Origin of the sequence: Vibrio gallaecicus (assembly GCF_024347495.1) — a bacterium.
Classification (GTDB): Bacteria; Pseudomonadota; Gammaproteobacteria; order Enterobacterales; family Vibrionaceae; genus Vibrio; species Vibrio gallaecicus.
In genome coordinates this window covers 2,403,331-2,423,867 of record NZ_AP025490.1, presented here as the reverse complement: position 1 = coordinate 2,423,867, position 20,537 = coordinate 2,403,331, and the positions used below count along the sequence as shown (strand labels likewise).

At 42.0% G+C, this 20,537-nt stretch carries 20 protein-coding genes; 13 read left to right on the top strand and 7 right to left on the bottom strand.

Going from position 1 to position 20,537, the window contains the following annotated elements; genetic code table 11:
- Positions 1–19: 19 nt before the first annotated feature.
- On the top strand, positions 20–526 hold the full coding sequence (locus OCU78_RS10375) for a DUF4442 domain-containing protein (protein WP_137374757.1): 507 nt from the start codon (positions 20–22) through the stop codon (positions 524–526).
- A gap of 59 nt (positions 527–585) precedes the next feature.
- Here OCU78_RS10375 and fldA read toward each other — a convergent pair whose 3' ends face one another.
- The 3 genes from fldA to OCU78_RS10360 form a co-directional block, all read right to left on the bottom strand.
- Complete coding sequence (fldA, locus tag OCU78_RS10370; protein WP_137374756.1) at positions 586–1,119, bottom strand: flavodoxin FldA; 534 nt, start codon at positions 1,117–1,119, stop codon at positions 586–588.
- Between the two features lie 54 nt (positions 1,120–1,173).
- On the bottom strand, positions 1,174–1,395 hold the full coding sequence (locus OCU78_RS10365; RefSeq protein ID WP_137374755.1) for a DUF2788 domain-containing protein: 222 nt from the start codon (positions 1,393–1,395) through the stop codon (positions 1,174–1,176).
- 131 nt (positions 1,396–1,526) lie between these two features.
- Positions 1,527–2,288, bottom strand: coding sequence for an alpha/beta fold hydrolase (locus OCU78_RS10360; protein WP_137374754.1), 762 nt, complete (start codon positions 2,286–2,288; stop codon positions 1,527–1,529).
- 92 nt (positions 2,289–2,380) lie between these two features.
- On the opposite strand from OCU78_RS10360, the gene seqA reads away from it, so the two are divergent.
- A complete protein-coding gene (gene seqA, locus OCU78_RS10355) occupies positions 2,381–2,923 on the top strand; it encodes a replication initiation negative regulator SeqA (RefSeq protein ID WP_137374753.1) in 543 nt (180 codons plus the stop codon).
- A 93-nt stretch (positions 2,924–3,016) separates the two neighbouring features.
- On the top strand, positions 3,017–4,663 hold the full coding sequence (gene pgm / locus OCU78_RS10350; protein WP_137374752.1) for a phosphoglucomutase (alpha-D-glucose-1,6-bisphosphate-dependent): 1,647 nt from the start codon (positions 3,017–3,019) through the stop codon (positions 4,661–4,663).
- A gap of 117 nt (positions 4,664–4,780) precedes the next feature.
- On the opposite strand, the gene OCU78_RS10345 is transcribed toward pgm, so the two are convergent.
- On the bottom strand, positions 4,781–5,539 hold the full coding sequence (locus OCU78_RS10345) for a DUF1853 family protein (RefSeq protein ID WP_137374751.1): 759 nt from the start codon (positions 5,537–5,539) through the stop codon (positions 4,781–4,783).
- A gap of 91 nt (positions 5,540–5,630) precedes the next feature.
- Between OCU78_RS10345 and OCU78_RS10340 the strand changes: the two genes are divergently transcribed.
- Positions 5,631–6,389: a Nif3-like dinuclear metal center hexameric protein gene (locus OCU78_RS10340; protein ID WP_137374750.1), complete on the top strand. Its 759-nt coding sequence runs from the start codon at positions 5,631–5,633 to the stop codon at positions 6,387–6,389.
- Between the two features lie 113 nt (positions 6,390–6,502).
- Here the strand turns inward: OCU78_RS10340 and OCU78_RS10335 are convergent, their stop codons facing one another.
- Positions 6,503–7,792, bottom strand: coding sequence for a citrate synthase (locus tag OCU78_RS10335; RefSeq protein WP_137374749.1), 1,290 nt, complete (start codon positions 7,790–7,792; stop codon positions 6,503–6,505).
- Between the two features lie 414 nt (positions 7,793–8,206).
- Between OCU78_RS10335 and sdhC the strand changes: the two genes are divergently transcribed.
- From sdhC to sucD, 8 genes are all read left to right on the top strand, one after another.
- Positions 8,207–8,599 carry a succinate dehydrogenase cytochrome b556 subunit gene (gene sdhC, locus OCU78_RS10330; protein ID WP_137374748.1) on the top strand — a complete coding sequence of 131 codons (393 nt, stop codon included), beginning with the start codon at positions 8,207–8,209 and terminating at the stop codon, positions 8,597–8,599.
- Positions 8,593–8,940 (top strand): succinate dehydrogenase, hydrophobic membrane anchor protein, encoded by a 348-nt coding sequence (gene sdhD, locus OCU78_RS10325; protein ID WP_137374747.1) that lies wholly within the window; start codon positions 8,593–8,595, stop codon positions 8,938–8,940. Before sdhC ends, sdhD begins: the two co-directional genes overlap by 7 nt.
- Positions 8,941–10,707: a succinate dehydrogenase flavoprotein subunit gene (gene sdhA, locus OCU78_RS10320; RefSeq protein WP_137374746.1), complete on the top strand. Its 1,767-nt coding sequence runs from the start codon at positions 8,941–8,943 to the stop codon at positions 10,705–10,707.
- 15 nt (positions 10,708–10,722) lie between these two features.
- Entirely contained in the window at positions 10,723–11,436 is a 714-nt protein-coding gene (locus tag OCU78_RS10315; RefSeq protein WP_137374745.1) for a succinate dehydrogenase iron-sulfur subunit, read from the top strand.
- Positions 11,437–11,531: 95 nt separating this feature from the next.
- The gene (sucA, locus tag OCU78_RS10310) at positions 11,532–14,351 is read left to right on the top strand and encodes a 2-oxoglutarate dehydrogenase E1 component (RefSeq protein WP_137374744.1); all 2,820 of its coding nucleotides are present in this window, start codon (positions 11,532–11,534) and stop codon (positions 14,349–14,351) included.
- Between the two features lie 21 nt (positions 14,352–14,372).
- Positions 14,373–15,578, top strand: coding sequence for a 2-oxoglutarate dehydrogenase complex dihydrolipoyllysine-residue succinyltransferase (gene odhB, locus OCU78_RS10305; protein WP_137374743.1), 1,206 nt, complete (start codon positions 14,373–14,375; stop codon positions 15,576–15,578).
- Between the two features lie 185 nt (positions 15,579–15,763).
- Positions 15,764–16,930, top strand: coding sequence for an ADP-forming succinate--CoA ligase subunit beta (gene sucC / locus OCU78_RS10300; RefSeq protein WP_137374742.1), 1,167 nt, complete (start codon positions 15,764–15,766; stop codon positions 16,928–16,930).
- Positions 16,930–17,802: a succinate--CoA ligase subunit alpha gene (gene sucD, locus OCU78_RS10295; RefSeq protein WP_137374741.1), complete on the top strand. Its 873-nt coding sequence runs from the start codon at positions 16,930–16,932 to the stop codon at positions 17,800–17,802. The genes sucC and sucD overlap by 1 nt, the downstream gene beginning before the upstream one ends.
- A 103-nt stretch (positions 17,803–17,905) precedes the next feature.
- Here sucD and znuB read toward each other — a convergent pair whose 3' ends face one another.
- Together znuB and znuC are read right to left on the bottom strand one after the other, a co-directional pair.
- Complete coding sequence (gene znuB / locus OCU78_RS10290) at positions 17,906–18,691, bottom strand: zinc ABC transporter permease subunit ZnuB (RefSeq protein WP_137374740.1); 786 nt, start codon at positions 18,689–18,691, stop codon at positions 17,906–17,908.
- Positions 18,691–19,473 (bottom strand): zinc ABC transporter ATP-binding protein ZnuC, encoded by a 783-nt coding sequence (gene znuC / locus OCU78_RS10285; RefSeq protein WP_137374739.1) that lies wholly within the window; start codon positions 19,471–19,473, stop codon positions 18,691–18,693. Before znuC ends, znuB begins: the two co-directional genes overlap by 1 nt.
- 83 nt (positions 19,474–19,556) lie before the next feature.
- Between znuC and znuA the strand changes: the two genes are divergently transcribed.
- Positions 19,557–20,441, top strand: a complete 885-nt coding sequence (gene znuA / locus OCU78_RS10280; RefSeq protein ID WP_137374738.1) for a zinc ABC transporter substrate-binding protein ZnuA — start codon at positions 19,557–19,559, stop codon at positions 20,439–20,441.
- The last annotated feature ends 96 nt before the right edge of the window (positions 20,442–20,537 follow it).

Here is a 20,537-nt window from a genome sequence, read left to right as displayed (position 1 = left end):
ATAGACATGGAATGTCGTTATGAACAAGCGATTAGCGAAGATATATAAACCCAGTATAGTTACTTTTGCCCTGAATATCTGGCCACCTTTTTGGGGGGCTGGTATAAAAATCTTAAATATCAGCGACGACTTTAGAGTTGTGAACATGCGTTTAAAATTACGCTGGTGGAATAAGAATGCTAACCGGACCCAATATGGGGGGAGTATTTTTTCACTGACCGATCCGGTTTACTCACTCATGTTGATGGGGATTCTTGGTGAGCAGTACTACGTCTGGGATAAGGAAGCGAGTATCAACTTTATCAAACCTGGACAATCAGATTTATATGCAGACTTTGAGGTAACCCAAGGTCAACTCGAAGAAATTTACAGTAAAACGACTTCAGGTGATAAATGCTTTCCTGAGTTTATCATCTATATAAAAGATAAAGATGGGAATGTTGTATCTGAGGTGCAGAGAAAGCTGTACGTAAGAAAGAAACCTCAGTTTAGAGAGCAAGATGCAGATACAGCTGTAGAAGTTTAAGCACTGAATACAAAAAAGCCTCCCAATTAGGAGGCTTTTAAAATGATTAGAAAGACAAATTAGTCTTCGAGTTCTGCTAAGCACATCTCTTCATGGATTTGTTTAACCCAGTTAGATACACGCTCGTCAGTAAGTTCTGGTTGACGATCTTCATCAATACAAAGACCTACAAACTGGCTGTCATCGCCTTCAACTAAACCTTTTGATGCTTCAAACTCATAACCTTCAGTTGAAGTATAACCTAGGATAGTTCCGCCTTTTGCTTCAACGATATCACGGATAGTGCCCATCGCATCACAGAAGTACTCAGCGTAATCTTCTTGGTCACCACAACCAAAAATAGCAACAAGCTTAGTTGAGAAATCAATAGCTTCAAGTTCAGGGAAAAAGTCATCCCAATCACATTGTGCTTCGCCGTAGTACCACGTTGGGATACCTAACAGTAGCAGATCGAAATTATCAATATCTTCTTTGCTGCTTTTAGCAATGTCTTGAACTTGAACGAGCTGTTTGCCCAACTGCTTTTGAATCATCTTAGCAACAGCTTCAGTGTTACCTGTATCGCTACCAAAGAAGAGACCTACACTTGCCATAGAATAATTACCTTTAATTGTGTCTGTTGTTGGTGATAATAGGAGTTAGGAGAATCAACCGATCCCTGTCCCTTCCCAACTGAGCTGGATTAACCCTTTGGCTATAAATCCGGCACATCCTAGAAAGAGCACTAACCATACGATTCGACGCCCAAAAACGGGAACATTGCCTTGCTTTAGAACGTCTTTAATCGCCATACCGATCAAGAAAAAGATCCCGGCGAATAAAAGGTCTAACCCAATAGATTCAATGACGTTTATGTAGTCGTAAAGCATGGGATTCCTATATACCAATTTTGCTTGCGCGCACTATATCATTCTTAAACAATAAAGTTAATGCGCTGTTGTAACCAAGTTCGCAATATCATGCATCAATATCGCCCTAGTTTTCTATTAAATGATCGCTCTCAAACAATAAACTTTCTAATTGCACGAAGAACTTCTGCTGGCTTTTCAGCGTGGAGCCAATGACCGGTATTTGCGATTACATGGGCTTTTGCGTTAGAAAATTGTTGTTGAACTGCGGCTTGGTGCTCAGTTGTTAGGTAATCAGAATCCCCACCTTTTATGAGCAAGGTTTTGACCGATGTTTTATCTATCGGTTCCCAACCAATGATCTGTGAGTAATTGGAGAGTAATGACGCCACGTTAAAGCGCCATTCCATGATACCTTGCTCTGATTTGAATAACGATTTAGTTAAGAATTGGCGAACTCCGTCGATTTCGATATGTTTAGCGAGCACTGTTAGTGCTTCAGAGCGAGATACGGGCTTTGCTTCGATCACAGCTTGAAGGCCGGCAAAGACGTTGTCGTGTCGGCGCTGTTGGTAGGCAACGGGAGCCATGTCTAACACCACTAATTGTCTAATTGTTGTTAGTTGGGTCAAAGCCATGGCGACTTTTCCACCCATAGAGTGCCCGATAATCGTCACGTCAGTCAGCTCGAGTGTGTTGAGTAAATTGACGACGTCACGTGCCATTTCAAGGTAATTATGTTGGTCACTATGGAAAGATTGTCCATGGTTTCTTAGATCAATACTCAGCACTTGGTGATCATTTCTTAGATCCCTAGCAAGAAGCCCAAGGTTGTCTAAATTACCGAATAAACCGTGGATCAAAACAATGGTGTGACCTTCACCTTCAATTTTATAGTTGAGCTGTGCTGACATTTTATCTTATTCATGGTGGGTTTATCGTAGAGTATCCTCGCGGATCTCGCTATAATCCCTCAGAGTTTAAACATTGAGATTGTGAAAAGCGAATGAAAACAATTGAGGTTGATGAGGACCTATACCGTTATATTGCGGGTCAGACAGAACATATTGGCGAAAGCGCTTCAGATATTCTGCGTCGCTTATTGAAAATTGATAGCCAAGGTGAACTTAATCCTGTTGAGGAAGTAGTTGAGCCTAAAGGAATTATTGTTAGCAAAGACGCTGGTTTTACACCGGCGAAGCTAGATGGCGTAAAAGAAATGCGCTCGCTTTTGATTTCAGATGAATTTGCGTCTCTTAAAAAAGCGATTGATCGATTTATGTTGGTTTTATCAACTTTATACAAAATCGACCCGAGTAGCTTTTCTGAAGCATCTCAAGTGAAAGGTCGAAAGCGTGTATATTTTGCTGAAAATGAAGAAACACTTTTAGCAAACGGAAACACGACGAAACCTAAAGCTATCCCATGCAGTAATTTTTGGGTGATCACCAACAATAATACAAGTCGTAAGAGACAAATGGTTGATCAGCTAATGAGTCGTATGAATTTCCAAGCGGAATTGATAGAAAAAGTAACAGGTTCAATTTAAAGAAATCTGATTTAAACCTCATAATGTCCCCTAAATAGTCGATATTATGAGGTTTTTTTTGTTTTTAAATTTTATATATAAGGATGTCAAAAAATGGCTATGCACCCTCGTGCTGGGCAAAAAGCTCAGCAGGAAGATCTTCATAATATACCGGCTTTAGTAGCGAACTATTTTTTACAGCAACCGGATGCGACTAACCCAGATCATAGAGTACTCTTTGGTACTTCAGGTCACCGTGGTACAGCAGACAAATCAACATTTAATGAAAACCATATTCTTGCAATCGCACAAGCTGTTGCAGAAGTTAGAGCAGAGCAGGGCACAACTGGTCCACTTTTCTTAGGTAAAGATACACACGCCCTTTCAGAGCCTGCGTTTTCTACAGTAATTGAAGTGTTAGTGGCGAATGGTGTTGAAGTTATAATTCAAGAAAATAACGGCTTTACCCCAACTCCAGGTGTGTCACATGCAATTCTTACGCATAATTTAGTTAATACTAAAAAAGCAGATGGTATTGTTATTACACCATCTCATAATCCACCTCAAGATGGTGGCATTAAATATAACCCAACACACGGTGGTCCTGCTGAAGCTGCGCTTACTCAAGCAATTGAAAACCGTGCAAATGTTATTATTGCTGAAGAGATGCAAGGTGTTAAACGCACTCCTATTACACAAGCTAAGCAATCAGAATTAGTTAAAGAAGTTGACTTAGTTGCCCCATACGTTGCTGATCTTGTAAACGTAGTGGATATGGAAGCTATTCAGAAAGCGAAAATTAAGATTGGTGTTGATCCACTTGGCGGCAGCGGCATTGATTACTGGCGTCAGATTGGTAAGGCATATAACTTAGATTTAACTTTAGTCAGTGAAGCGGTAGATCCTTCATTCCAATTTATGTCTTTAGATAAAGATGGTGTTGTTCGTATGGACTGTTCATCACCTTATGCAATGGCTGGTTTGTTAGCGCTGAAAGATGAGTATGCTTTGGCATTTGGTAATGATCCTGATTACGACCGTCACGGCATTGTTACACCAAAAGGCTTGATGAACCCTAACCACTTCTTAGCGGTTTGTATTGATTACCTATACCGCAACCGTGAAGGTTGGGGTAAAGACGTTGCTGTGGGTAAAACACTAGTGTCAAGTGCTCTAATCGATCGTGTAGTCGCAGACCTTGGGCGCGAATTGTGTGAAGTGCCAGTTGGTTTCAAATGGTTTGTTGATGGCTTGTATAACGGTCAATTTGGTTTTGGCGGTGAAGAAAGTGCAGGTGCATCTTTCCTACGTAAAGACGGTACACCTTGGTCTACAGATAAAGATGGTCTAATTCTTTGTCTACTTGCTGCTGAAATCACAGCGGTAACCGGTAAGAATCCACAAGAATACTACGAAGAGCTTGCTGCTAAACACGGTGAATCTAAGTACAACCGTATCCAAGCGGTTGCTAATGGTGCGCAAAAAGACGTACTTAAGAAGCTCTCTCCAGAGATGGTTTCAGCTGAGACGCTTGCTGGTGATGCAATCACTGCTCGCTTAACGCATGCTCCAGGTAATGGTGCTGCGATTGGTGGGCTTAAAGTGACGACAGAGAATGGTTGGTTTGCTGCTCGTCCATCAGGTACAGAAGACATCTACAAGATCTACTGTGAAAGCTTTAAGGGTGAAGAACACCTAAAAGCAATCGAAGAAGAAGCTCAAGAGATCGTTAATCAAGTATTCGCTGCAGCTGGCCTATAGTTGAATTTGATTCAGTAGCTTATTGAGGTGTCACCTCAATAAAGGGTTGATGTTAAAGCATCAGCCCTTTTTTATTGAGATGAGAATGACTTAAAATTCTATATATCTCCAATAGCTTTAATTGCGGGGCCAACTTTCAGGCATAACAAACCAGAATTGTCCTGTATTCGTTTGAGCATGGATGAAACGATCACCAAACTCTTTGATAGGTTCTCCGTCAAAATTGTCAATACCAGCAGCCCATTGATCTTTATTTATGGGGTAGAGAGCTTCTTCAACTAAATGCACTTGGCTTTTATAACACCAAAACCCATTAACTTGGCTTGGGTTTATCTTATAGCCTAAACACTCTGTTGGAATACTCTGTTCTAAGAATGGGTTTATGTATAAACGACCTTGCATTAACAAATGTTCGGAGTTGGTTTTTAGCTCAGGATATTGTTCAACAAAGGCACTAGATGAAGACATCGCCAATTGGTGGTTGAGCATTCTTTCGAGTTTTTTATCAAGTTGGTCATGAGAGTTTGGCCCAAACCAAATATCTTCATGGAGTAAATAGAATTTAATGGCAACTTCCCAGTGTTCCAGTAAGTTCGATTGCTGGTTTTCGACTATAAAGTCAATAGCTCCCAATGTTCTGCCATCTACATTAATTTGTATCTCGTCATGTTTAATCGAGTGATTTGGAGATGCGATAATTACTTGTTCACAAAGGTGTTGATACAAAAAACCAAGACGAGGGTTCCCTTGGTAGATATGTGTGTCATCCAGTCTTTGACTGCTCGAAAAGACACTAAGATCGGATATAGGAGGGTTAAGTTCTAGCAAGGGTGGGGAATCAATGACCCATTGATAAAAACGCTGTATTGGTGTCATATATTCCTCATAGAGTTTAATGATCGGCTTTCGACATTTTAACTGTAAATTGATATAACAACGTTATCAAATATGCATGTTGGAACAAGCAATGAATAACTTACAATTAGAAAGAATTCTTAACGAAAAGCTACAGCCTCAACAAATTAAGGATTACTGCCCAAATGGCTTGCAAGTCGAAGGTGTACAGCAAGTTAAGAAGATTGTAACAGGAGTTACAGCTTCACAAGCGTTGATTGATAAAGCGGTTGAACTGAATGCTGACGCATTGCTTGTTCATCACGGTTTTTTTTGGAAAGGTGAACCGGAATCGATCCGTGGAATGAAAGGGAAGCGAATTCGCACTCTGATTAAAAACGATATTAATTTGCTAGGTTACCACTTACCACTTGATATCCACCCAGAGCTAGGTAATAACGCAAAATTAGCTGAATTGTTAGATATTGAAGTTGAAGGCGGGCTAGAAGGGCATCCACAATCGGTCGCTATGTTTGGTAAGCTAAAAGAGCCAATGACCGGGGCTGAATTCTCGGAAAAAATTAACCAAGTCCTTAACCGTCATCCGCTCCATATTTCGCCAGAAAATGAGCATAAACTGATTACAACTGTTGGCTGGTGTACTGGTGGCGGGCAAGACTATATTGAGCTTGCAGTCGCTAACGGTTTAGATGCGTTTATCTCTGGAGAAATCTCAGAACGAACGACTTACTCTGCTCGTGAGCAAGATATTCATTACTTCTCTGCAGGGCATCATGCAACTGAAAGATATGGTGTAAAAGCATTAGGTGAATGGTTAACTCAAGAGCATGATTTAGACGTTGTGTTCATTGATATCGATAATCCGGTATAAGCCATAATAATCTTAACAGCGCTATCTCTACTAATGTGACTATGAGTAGAATGGAAACAAAAAAGGTTGACGATAACGTCAACCTTTTTTAGTTCTAGCTACTGTGTAAACGACTATTCGCGTTCATGAAGAGGCTGGAATTCACGCTTTTCTTTACCTGTATATAGCTGACGAGGTCGGCCAATACGGTTTGTTGGGTCACTATGCATTTCATTCCAGTGTGCAATCCAACCGATAGTACGAGACATCGCAAAGATTACGGTAAACATAGATACTGGAATGCCAATAGCTTTAAGAATAATACCTGAATAGAAATCTACGTTCGGGTATAGCTTCTTAGAAACAAAGTATTCATCTGAAAGCGCAATACGTTCAAGTTCCATTGCTACATCTAATAGTGGATCTTTGATGTTTAGCTCTTTCAATACTTCATGACAAGCTTCGCGCATTACAGTTGCACGTGGGTCATAGTTTTTGTAAACACGGTGTCCAAAGCCCATAAGACGGAATGGATCATCTTTGTCTTTTGCTTTAGCAACGTATTCGTCAATGTTTTCTACACTGCCAATTTCTTCAAGCATCATCAAACAAGCTTCGTTTGCGCCACCGTGTGCTGGTCCCCAAAGAGAAGCAATACCTGCTGCAATACAAGCGAATGGGTTTGCACCTGAAGAACCGGCTAAACGAACAGTTGAAGTAGAAGCGTTTTGTTCGTGATCTGCGTGTAGAGTAAAGATTTTATCCATCGCACGAGCTACAACTGGGTTTACTTCATACTCTTCACATGGATTTGCATACATCATGTGTAGGAAGTTTTCAGCGTAGCTTAGGTCGTTACGTGGGTAGATGAATGGTTGACCAATCGAATATTTGTAACACATTGCCGCCAGTGTCGGCATTTTTGAAATAAGACGATAAGCAGCAATTTCACGGTGTGTGTCGTTGTTGATATCGAGTGAGTCATGGTAAAACGCTGCGAGAGCGCCTACAACACCACACATTACTGCCATCGGGTGAGCATCACGTCTGAAACCATGGAAGAAGCTAGCAATTTGCTCATGTACCATGGTGTGACGTGTCACAGTTGTCTTAAATTCTTCGTATTGAGCACGAGATGGAGCTTCGCCGTAAAGAAGAATATAACAAACTTCTAGGTAATCAGCGTTATTGGCCAGTTGATCAATTGGATAACCACGGTGTAAAAGGATACCTTTCCCACCGTCAATGTAAGTGATTTGCGATTCACAAGATGCAGTGGCAAGAAAACCAGGATCAAAAGTGAAAAAACCATTAGAACCTAGTGTACGAACGTCGATAACTGGCGTACCAAGTACACCTTCTGAAATCGGCAATTCGATTGGCGCTTGACCTTCAATATGAAGGGTAGCTTTCTTATCCGCCATAACAATCTCCTTTGTTATTATTAATCCGTCCAGGATGTTTATGTGCCATTTTTTTACTGCTCTTGGCGTCGAAAGTCAATTAATCTGCACTTTTGTGTGCACTTGTTAGTGTTTTTTGCATTAAATTCGTTAAAAATCTGTTCTATGTAGCATTATTTGTTACATCAATTGTATTAGAATGTTGCGAGTCGTATAGTGGCGGTGAAAATTCTGGTCCAGACCTTTAAATTCAAGGCTAAAAAGAATTGTGAGGTGTCTCTAGTAACCTTGTTGTTAACATTTATTTTACAATTAAAGTGCGATTAATACGCGTCGATTGTTAATTTAATGTTAAGTTTTACCGGTTTTCGACCAAAATTTGTCCATAACAATATCTAAGGTTATTTAATGACCATAAAAGCTCGATGGAGCTGAGTGAGCAAGCCCGTGAAAGAAAGAAAGACAAGACCTGTTAATTTAGATTTACAGACCATCCACTTTCCTATCACTGCAATTGCATCCATCCTACACCGTGTGTCTGGGGTGATTACATTTGTTGCGATCGGAATTCTGCTTTGGTTACTATCCATTTCCCTCTCCTCCCCTGTAGGCTTCATGGAAGCAAGCGACATTGTCGACGGCTTTTTTGTTAAGTTTATTTTGTGGGGCATTTTAACCGCTTTGGCTTATCACATTGCTGGTGGCATTCGTCACTTATTAATGGATCTAGGTCATTTTGAAGAGCTGGAATCTGGTGCTAAAAGCGCTCAGGTTGCATTCGCAGCTACAGCGGTATTGTCTCTACTTGCGGGGGTTTTAGTATGGTAAATAATATATCCACTTTTGGTCGTAATGGTGTTCATGATTATTTATTAATTCGTGCAACCGCAATTATTATGACGCTTTACACAGTCTACCTTGTTAGCTTCTGTGCTTTCTCGGGAGATATCTCTTACGTATCTTGGACGCAATTCTTTGGTGGTACCTTCACTAAAGTCTTCACTATGCTAGCACTGACTTCAGTGTTAATTCACGCTTGGATTGGCTTATGGCAAGTCCTGACTGACTACATCAAATGTGCAATGTTGCGTGGTGGTCTTCAATTAGGTGTTGTTGCTGTTCTTATTGGATATTTCTTCTCTGGTCTGTTTATTTTGTGGGGTGCGTAAGTGACTATTCCTGTTCGTGAGTTTGATGCCGTTGTAATTGGCGCTGGTGGTGCTGGCATGCGTGCTGCGCTACAAATTTCAGAGCAAGGCCTATCTTGTGCATTGCTTTCAAAAGTTTTCCCAACTCGTTCCCATACCGTTTCTGCACAAGGTGGCATTACAGTTGCTCTTGGTAATGCGCACGAGGATCACTGGGAACAACACATGTACGATACTGTAAAAGGTTCTGATTATATTGGTGACCAAGATGCAATCGAATACATGTGTAAGAATGGTCCTGAATCAGTAATTGAATTAGAGAAAATGGGTCTTCCTTTTTCTCGTTTTGATAACGGTACTATTTACCAACGCCCATTTGGTGGCCAATCTAAAAACTTCGGTGGTGAGCAAGCTGCTCGTACCGCCGCTGCTGCTGACCGTACTGGTCACGCGCTTTTGCATACTCTTTACCAGCAAAATATTAAGCATAAAACTACGGTTTTTTCTGAGTGGTATGCTCTTGATCTTGTTAAAAACGAAGATGGCGCAATTTTAGGTACAACTGCACTTTGCATGGAAACTGGTGAAGTATGTTACTTCAAAGCTAAAGCGACAATTTTAGCGACTGGTGGTGCTGGTCGTATTTACGCTTCTACAACGAATGCTCACATTAACACTGGTGACGGTGTTGGTATGGCGATTCGTGCTGGTGTTCCAATGCAAGATATCGAAATGTGGCAGTTCCACCCAACAGGTATCGCTGGAGCTGGTGTTCTAGTAACGGAAGGCTGTCGTGGTGAAGGTGGTTATCTACTTAACAAAGACGGTGAACGTTTCATGGAGCGTTATGCTCCTAATGCGAAAGATTTAGCAGGTCGTGATGTTGTTGCTCGTTCAATGATGATCGAGATCCGTGAAGGTCGTGGCTGCGATGGTCCATGGGGTCCACATATCAAACTTAAATTGGATCACCTTGGTAAAGAGACTCTTGAATCTCGCTTACCTGGTGTATGTGAGCTGTCACGTACATTTGCACACGTTGATCCAGTAAAAGAACCAATTCCAGTAATTCCTACTTGTCACTACATGATGGGTGGTGTACCAACTCAAGTTTCAGGTCAAGCTATTAAGCAAGATCCTGCTGGCGCTGATGTTGAAATTCAAGGTCTATTCGCTTGTGGTGAAATCGCCTCTGTATCTGTGCATGGTGCTAACCGTTTAGGTGGTAACTCGTTACTTGATTTAGTGGTATTTGGCCGTGCAACAGGTCTACATCTTGGTGAGACGCTGAAGAAACAAGAAGAAGCGAAACCAGCTACGGAAGCAGACATTGAACGTTCATTAGAGCGTTACAACCGTTGGGAAAACAGTACTGGTGGTGAAGACCCTGCTCAAATTCGTAAAGATTTACAGCAATGTATGCAGAATAACTTCTCGGTATTCCGTGAAGGTGATGCTATGGCTAAAGGTTTAGAAGAGCTTAAAGTTATTCGTGAGCGCCTAAAAAATGCTCATCTATCTGATAAATCTACTGAGTTTAATACGCAGCGTATTGAGTGTTTAGAGCTTGAAAACTTGATGGAAACTGCTTTTGCAACAGCTGTTGCAGCAAATTTCCGTACAGAAAGCCGTGGCGCACATGCTCGTTTTGACTTCCCAGACCGTGACGATGCACAGTGGTTATGCCACTCAATTTACAACCCTGAGACTGAAGAAATGTCGAAGAGAAATGTAAATATGGAACCTGTACATCGTGAAGCATTCCCGCCAAAAGCGCGTACGTACTAAGGAGAGGGCATTAAAATGAAACTGAATTTCTCTTTATACCGCTACAACCCAGATGTTGATCAGAAACCATACATGAAGGATTACATCCTTGAAGTAGAAGAAGGTTCTGACATGATGCTTTTGGATGCGCTAATTCTTCTGAAAGAGCAAGACCCATCGATTGCATTTAGACGCTCTTGCCGTGAAGGTGTTTGTGGTTCTGATGGTCTTAACATGAATGGTAAGAATGGTTTGGCGTGTATTACTTCGCTATCAGCACTTACGGGGCAAGATAAAATTGTCATCCGTCCGCTGCCAGGTTTACCGGTTGTTCGTGACCTAATTGTAGACATGACACAGTTCTACGATAACTATGAAAAAGTGAAACCTTTCTTAGTGACAGAAGGTAGTGTACCTCCTGCTCGTGAAAACTTACAAAGCCCTGATGAGCGTGCGCATTTAGATGGTTTGTATGAATGTATCATGTGTGCATGTTGTACAACATCATGCCCATCGTTCTGGTGGAACCCTGATAAATTTATAGGTCCTGCTGGTCTACTTGCTGCTTACCGTTGGTTAATTGATAGCCGCGATACAGCAACAGATGAACGTCTGTCAGATCTTGATGATGCATTTAGCGTTTTTCGTTGCCATGGCATCATGAACTGTGTAAGTGTTTGTCCTAAGGGACTAAATCCAACGAAAGCAATTGGTCATATAAAATCCATGCTTGTAAATCGTTCGGTTTAAAATAACAAAAATTGCCGCCCTTGAAGTTTTGGGGCGGCCTTTTAATAGCTCGGCATTGACCGATGCAAATGTGAAACTACAGGTTAAGGGAAATTATGCACAACGGCGTGATGAAGGCATGGCTCGAGTCTTCACACTTGGCTGGCGCCAATGCAACTTATGTAGAAGAAATCTACGAACTGTATCTAAGTGACCCAGACTTGGTAAGTGATGAGTGGAAACGTGTATTTGAAGACTTGCCTGTGCAAGCTTCTGAAGTGGTTGAACAACCGCATTCACGTGTTCGCGAATACTTCCGACGACTCGCTCAAGAAACAAAGCATTACAACGTCCAAGTTAGTGATCCTGATGTCGATGCGAAACAAGTAAAAGTACTGCAACTAATCAATGCTTATCGATTCCGAGGGCATCAAGCTGCAAATCTAGATCCGCTAGGTTTATGGGAACGAGGAACAGTTGCTGAACTGGACCCTGCATTCCACAACCTAACCGAAGATGACTTCAATGAAACGTTTAACGTTGGTTCTTTTGCCATAGGGCAAGAGACAATGGTGCTAAAGGACTTATATAAAGCCCTTAAGCAAACGTATTGTGGTTCAATCGGTGCAGAATACATGCACATGACTAACACAGAGCAAAAACGTTGGATTCAACAACGTTTAGAGTCTGTTTCTGGTCAACCATCATTCAATCATGAAGAAAAACAAGCATTCCTAGAAGAGCTAACTGCTGCTGAAGGGCTTGAACGCTATTTGGGTGCTAAGTTCCCAGGCGCAAAACGTTTCTCTCTTGAAGGTGGTGATGCGCTTGTTCCAATGACGAAAGAAATTATTCGTCATGCTGGTGGACAAGGTATGCGTGAAGTTGTAGTCGGAATGGCCCACCGTGGTCGTTTGAACATGCTTGTTAACGTGCTTGGTAAAAAGCCACAAGACTTATTTGATGAGTTTGCTGGTAAGAAGCATGATGATACATGGGGTACTGGTGATGTTAAATACCACCAAGGCTTCTCTGCTGACTTTGCAACACCAGGTGGCAATGTCCACTTAGCGCTTGCATTTAACCCGTCTCACTTAGAAATTGTAAACCCTGTAGTTATCGGTTCAGTTCGTGCTCGTCAAGACCGCCTTGATGATAAAGACGGTAGCAGCGTACTTCCTATAACTATTCATGGTGATTCCGCAATTGCAGGGCAAGGCGTTGTTCAAGAGACGTTTAACATGTCTCAAGCACGTGGCTTCTGCGTTGGTGGTACAGTTCGTATCGTCGTGAATAACCAAGTTGGTTTCACTACATCTAATCCTCGTGATACACGTTCTACTATGTACTGTACTGATATCGCGAAGATGGTACAGGCTCCAATTTTCCACGTAAATGCTGATGACCCAGAAGCGGTTGCTTTTGTGGCTCGTATTGCACTGGATTACCGTAATACATTCAAACGTGACGTAGTTATTGACCTAGTTTGTTACCGCCGTCATGGTCACAATGAAGCTGATGAGCCGAATGCAACTCAGCCTCTAATGTACCAAAAAATCAAAAAACACCCGACGCCTCGTAAGCTTTATGCTGATGTGCTAATTGATCGTGGTGAGTTTGACATTGAAACGGCAACGCAATTAGTTAATGAGTATCGTGATGCTCTTGACCACGGTGAAGTGGTTGTAAAAGAGTGGCGCCCAATGGCTCTTCATTCTGTTGACTGGTCTCCTTACCTAGGACACGACTGGAATATTGAATGGGATAACGAAGTTGCGATTGATCGTCTAAAAGAGCTGGGTACTAAGCTATGCCAATATCCAGATAGCCATAAACTGCAAAGCCGTGTTAACAAGCTTTATAACGACCGAACTGCAATGATCAATGGTGAAAAGCAGATCGATTGGGGTATGGCTGAAACATTAGCGTATGCAACATTGGTTGATGATGGTAAACGTATCCGTATTTCTGGCCAAGATTCAGGCCGTGGTACGTTCTTCCACCGTCACTCTGTTCTTCATAACCAAACAGATGCAAGCACTTATGTTCCACTAGCTAATATTCATGATAAACAAGGTCCATTCCAAGTCTTTGACTCTGTATTATCTGAAGAAGCGGTATTAGCATTTGAATACGGCTATGCAACAGCCGAACCAGGTGGTTTAACCTTGTGGGAAGCTCAGTTTGGTGACTTTGCGAACGGCGCTCAGGTTGTTATTGACCAGTTTATTTCATCAGGTGAGCAGAAGTGGGCACGTTTATGTGGTCTGACTATGCTGCTTCCTCATGGTTATGAAGGTCAAGGTCCAGAGCACTCTTCAGCTCGACTAGAGCGTTACTTGCAGTTATGTGCTGAACAGAACATGCAAGTAGTCGTTCCATCTACACCGGCTCAGGTTTATCACATGATTCGCCGTCAGGTTGTAAGACCGATGCGTCGTCCATTGATTGTGATGTCTCCTAAATCTCTGCTACGTCATCCATTATGTACGTCTTCACTTGAAGATCTTGCGCAAGGCACTTTCCAACCAGCCATTGCTGAAGTTGATGACCTAGCTCCTGAGAATGTGAAACGCGTAGTGTTCTGTTCTGGTAAGGTTTATTTTGACCTACTAGAGCAACGTCGTAAGAATGAGCAAGATGATGTGGCCATTGTACGTATTGAGCAAATTTACCCGTTCCCAACAGAAGATGTTGAAGCGGCAATTGCACAATATACAAATGTAGAAGACTACGTTTGGTGTCAAGAAGAGCCTCAGAACCAAGGTGCTTGGTACTCTAGCCAACATAACTTCCGTGCTGCTATCCCAGCCGGTGCTGATCTTAAGTATGCAGGTCGTGCTGCTTCAGCATCGCCAGCTGTTGGTTATATGTCAGTACACTTGAAACAACAAAAAGCGTTAATTGAAGACGCTCTGACCCTACTTAAGAACTAGAAGTAAAAGGAAGATACAGATATGACAATTGAAATTCTGGTTCCAGATTTACCTGAATCAGTGGCTGACGCGACAGTTGCAACTTGGCATAAAAAACCTGGTGAAGCTGTAGCTCGTGATGAAGTCATTGTAGATATCGAAACAGATAAAGTAGTTCTAGAAGTACCAGCGCCTGAAGCTGGTGTTCTAGAAGCTATTATTGAAGAAGAAGGTGCAACGGTTCTTTCTAAGCAGCTGATTGCTAAAATCAAGCCTGGTGCTGTTGCAGGTGAGCCGACTAAAGATACAACTGAAGAAACTGAGTCATCTCCTGATAAGCGCCACAAAGCAGCACTTACTGAAGAAAGTAACGATGCGCTTAGTCCAGCGGTTCGTCGTCTTCTAGGTGAACATAACCTTGAAGCGTCACAGGTTAAAGGTACTGGTGTTGGCGGTCGTATTACCCGTGAAGATATTGATGCTCACTTAGCTGCTGCGAAATCTGCACCAGCAGCAAAAGAAGAGCCAATTCAAGCGCCAGCGACGGCTCGTAGCCAAAAACGAGTACCAATGACTCGTCTTCGTAAAACGGTAGCTAATCGTCTGCTTGAAGCGAAAAACAGCACGGCTATGCTAACAACGTTTAACGAAGTAAACATGAAGCCAATCATGGATCTTCGTAAGCAATACAAAGACCAGTTTGAAGAACGCCACGGTACACGTTTAGGCTTTATGTCTTTCTATGTGAAAGCGGTAACTGAAGCTCTAAAACGTTTTCCAGAAGTAAATGCTTCTATCGATGGAACTGACATTGTTTACCATAACTACTTCGACATCAGCATGGCTGTTTCTACACCTCGTGGTCTAGTAACTCCTGTACTGAAAGATTGTGACACGCTTGGTTTTGCTGATATCGAGAAAGGTATTAAAGAGCTAGCAATTAAAGGCCGCGATGGTAAGTTAACCGTTGATGAGCTTATTGGTGGTAACTTTACTATCACTAATGGTGGTGTTTTCGGCTCATTGATGTCTACGCCAATCATTAACCCGCCTCAAGCGGCAATTCTTGGTATGCACAAAATCCAAGAGCGTCCAATGGCAGTAAATGGTCAAGTTGAAATTCTACCAATGATGTACCTTGCGCTTTCTTATGACCACCGTTTGATTGATGGTCGTGAGTCAGTTGGCTTCTTGGTAACGATTAAAGAACTTCTAGAAGATCCAGCTCGATTACTATTAGACGTATAAAGTAATACTGAATGAGAAGCTGCCTTGTAGCTTCTCATTTTTATAAATTGGGAAGCTCACTCCTGATTTATTGCTCATCAATTTTTGATAAGCATTTTAGAAGCACCCTACGAAATAGACGCAGTTAAGCTGATGTCTGATGGAAATAATAAATCCCTTCAGGGATAAACAAATGGAATAACAAAATGAATTTGCATGAATATCAAGCAAAGCAGCTATTTGCAGAATTCGGTTTGCCTGTACCAGAAGGCTTCGCATGTGACACAGCTCAAGAAGCATTTGAAGCCGCGGGTCGAATCAGCACAGCTCAGAAAGTCGTTAAGTGTCAGGTTCACGCAGGTGGTCGCGGTAAAGCGGGCGGTGTTGAATTGCACGATACTAAAGAAGGCGTTAAAGAGTTTGCACAAAAGTGGCTAGGTAAAAACCTAGTGACTTACCAAACAGACGCTAATGGTCAACCTGTAACAAAGATCCTAGTTGAAGAAGCATCAAACATTGCTAATGAACTTTACCTAGGTGCTGTTGTTGACCGTGCTACTCGTAAAATTGTATTCATGGCGTCGACTGAAGGCGGTGTGGACATTGAGAAAATTGCTGAAGAAACGCCTGAGTTGATTCATCAATCAGCGATCGATCCTCTAGTAGGTCCTCAAGCTTACCAAGGTCGTGAACTTGCGTTCAAACTTGGTCTAGTTGGCGATCAAATTATACAGTTCGTTAAGATTTTTATGGGTCTTGGTGAAATGTTCTCTCAGTACGACTTAGCTCTACTAGAAATCAATCCGCTTGTAATTACTGGCGAAGGTAATCTTCTTTGTCTTGATGGCAAAATCAACATTGACTCAAACGCAATGTACCGTCAGCCAAAACTTCGTGAAATGCATGATCCTTCACAAGAAGACGAGCGCGAAGCACACGCAGCACAGTGGGAACTGAACTACGTAGCACTAGATGGCAACGTTGGCTGTATGGTTAACGGTGCAGGCCTTGCAATGGGTACGATGGATATCGTAAACCTACATGGCGGCAAGCCAGCAAACTTCCTTGATGTAGGCGGCGGCGCGACTAAAGAGCGTGTAGCTGAAGCATTCAAGATCATCCTTTCTGATGACAATGTTAAAGCAGTACTAGTTAACATCTTCGGTGGTATCGTTCGTTGTGACATGATCGCTGAAGGTATTATTGGTGCGGTTAAAGAAGTAGGCGTAACAGTTCCTGTAGTTGTTCGTCTTGAAGGTACAAACGCAGACCTAGGTCGCGAAGTACTTGCTAATTCTGACGTTGATATCATTGCAGCTGAATCTCTAACAGATGCTGCTCAGAAAGTTGTTGCTGCTGCGGAGGCTAAATAATGTCTGTATTAATTAACAAAGACACTAAAGTAATCTGTCAGGGTTTCACTGGCGGTCAAGGTACATTCCACTCTGAGCAAGCTATCGCATACGGTACGCAAATGGTCGGTGGTGTATCACCTGGTAAAGGTGGTCAAACTCACCTAGGTCTTCCTGTATTTAACACAGTACGTGAAGCGGTTGAAGTAACTGGCGCAACAGCTACAGTTATCTACGTACCAGCTCCGTTCTGTAAAGATGCAATCTTAGAAGCTATTGACGCAGGTATCGAGCTGATTGTAACGATTACTGAAGGTATTCCTACAACAGATATGATCGACGTTAAAGTGAAGCTAGAAGAAACTGGCGTTCGCATGATCGGTCCTAACTGTCCAGGTCTTATCACTCCTGATGAGTGTAAGATTGGTATTATGCCTGGTCATATCCACAAGAAGGGTAAAGTAGGCATCGTATCTCGTTCAGGTACTCTGACTTACGAAGCAGTTAAGCAAACAACAGATGAAGGCTTTGGTCAGTCTACATGTGTTGGTATCGGTGGTGACCCTATTCCAGGTTCAAACTTCATTGATATCCTAAAACTTTTCCAAGAAGATCCAGAAACTGAAGCAATCGTAATGATTGGTGAAATCGGTGGTACTGCGGAAGAAGAAGCCGCTGAGTTCATTAAAGCGAACGTGACTAAGCCCGTTGTTTCTTACATTGCTGGTGTTACTGCTCCTCCGGGTAAACGTATGGGCCATGCTGGCGCAATTATATCTGGCGGTAAAGGTACTGCTGAAGATAAATTCGCAGCACTAGAAGCTGCAGGCGTTAAGACTGTTAAATCTCTTGCTGACATCGGCAAAGGTCTACGTGAAATCACCGGTTGGTAATCAGCTGGCTTTTATCGAGTAGATAGAAGTGAATTGAACGATATAAAAAGGCTTGGTCATTGACCAAGCCTTTTTTATGTTTCCAAGAAACAAGTTCGAATTGCTAAGCGCGGCTTTTAGCCAATTGTGACAGAATAAACATTGCAGCAGCGCTGATAACCACGGAAGGACCCGCTGGAGTGTCATAGAACCAAGACAGGCTTAACCCACCAAACACTGCGATAGAGCCGATAACTGATGCCAGGAATGCCATCTGCTCAGGTGTGCTCGAGAACTTCCTTGCAGTTGCTGCAGGAATAATCAGTAATGATGTCATGATCAACGCACCAACAAACTTCATACCAACAGCAATCACAATTCCTACAAGTAGCATTAGAATAAGACGCATCAAATCAATATTGATGCCATCAACTGCAGCCAGATCTTCATTAACAGTCGTTGATAATAGTGGTCGCCAAAATATAAAAAGCACCAAACTAATTACTGCTACACCTGTATAGATAAAGACTAAGTCCGTTGGCGATACTGCCAGCAAGTCGCCAAATAAGTAACTCATTAGGTCGACGCGAACGTTATCTAAGAAGCTAACTGCGACAAGACCCAAAGAAAGCGCGCTGTGTGCCAATATACCAAGTAAAGTATCAGTCGCGACCAATTTTTGTTTTTGTAAGGTTACGAGTAATACTGCAAGCATTAAGCAGCAAATCAGAAGCGCGAAATACAAATTAATATTGAACAAAAAGCCAAGGGCTAGACCCATCAAAGACGCGTGAGCAAGCGTGTCACCGAAGTAAGCCATTTTACGCCACACTACGAACGAACCCAGCGGACCAGCAATAAGAGCGATGCCTAAGCCTGCAAGAATAGAAGGTAAAAGAAACTCAAGCATTATTGATGGTGTCCGTGTTTGTGGTTAGAGCAGTCATGCACATCTCCAGGTACAGGTTGACCTGCCAAGTCGTGGTGATGGTGTTCATGTTGGTGGTGGTAGAAAGCCAAGCTCTCTTGAACCGCTGTACCAAATAAAGCGATATATGAAGGGTGCTGTTTGATGTCAGCAGGTGCGCCTGAACAACAAATGTGGTGATGTAAACAGATTACATCATCGGTTTTAGCCATGACCAAATGCAAATCGTGGGAAACCATAAAAACCCCGCACCCAAAGCGATGTCGAAGAGTATCTATTAGGTCATATAAATCAATTTGCCCTTGTACATCAACACCTTGAGCAGGTTCATCAAGCACTAGTAGGTCAGGTCTTTTTAGTAATGCCTTAGCGATCAGTACTCGTTGGTTTTCACCTCCAGACAGCTGGTGCATATTGTTTTTAAGCAGATGCTCCGCGCCAACGAGTCTCAAGGCCTCTAGAATTTCTTGAGGGCTGTATTTTCCTGTTAATCTTAAAAAACGTTCTACATTTAACGGTAGCGAATCGTTAAGTTTCAGCTTTTGAGGAACATATCCAATTCTAAGCTTATTCTTACGGCTCATCTTTCCTTGGTATTTATTTTGAAGACCGAGTAGTACTTTTACTAAGGTAGATTTACCAGCACCATTGGGACCAATTAAAGTTGTGATACGCCCGCGTTGGATATCTAGGGAGATATTGTCCAGCACTTTACGGCCGTCAAATTCCACACTTACCGCATCTAATTGGATTAAGGTATCCATGAATAGAACTCATTTGCAATTAACTAATGTTATAATGTAACATTTGAAACTTACCTACGCTACTTTTCTATTATAGAGGCACCATGTTTCGTTCAATTATACTCTTAGTTACTTCACTTTTACTCCCCACAGTAGCGAATGCTAGTACAATCTTGACTAGTTTTAAGCCGATTCAAATGATCGTAGTAGAATTAACGCTGGGGGTGAGTGAGCCTGATGTTTTAATGAATAGTAACGCGTCACCACATGATTATGCTTTGAAGCCTTCTGATGTAAAAAAAATCCAACAAGCTGATATGGTTATTTGGTTTGGTCGTGATTTAGAGACATCTTTTGTTAAGGTACTTGAAGGGAAAAGTAATGTTCTTACCATTAGTCAAATCCCTAACTTAAACTTAAGGGAATTTGGAAGCGCAGATCATGATGCCCACGAAGGGCATGATCATGGAAGCCATGATCCTCATTTTTGGCTAGGTATTGACCAAGTGAAAGTGGCTGCTCAATATATTTCTTCTGAGTTAATTAAACTTGATCCCGAGAATACTAGTCAATACGAAGATAATCTAAGCCAGTTTATTACGAATTTAGATGAAAAAAAGCGATCTATTGTTGAGCAGTTGAACCCTGTAAAAGATACTGGGTATTATGTTTTTCATGATGCGTATGGCTATTTTGAAGAAGATTTTGGCTTGAATAATTTAGGTTACTTTACTGTTAGTCCTGAACGAAAACCAGGAGCAAAAACCCTTATTACAATCAGAAATACGCTTAAACGAGACAATGTTCAATGCGTTTTTTCTGAACCACAATTTACCCCAGCGGTGATAGCATCAGTGACTAGAGGAAGCCAAGCGACCAAAGGTCAGTTGGATCCTGTAGGCTCAACTATTGATGTGAAACCTGGTAGTTATTTTGATTTTCTTCAACAACTTACTCAAAGCTATACTGATTGTTTAGGTAAGAAATAAGTGTATTAAATGTCGTAAATACCGCTTTGTTGCGGTATTTACGTGATCCCCTAGATAAAAAGACTTCCGCATTCATAAACCTGCTTTTTCCTAGAA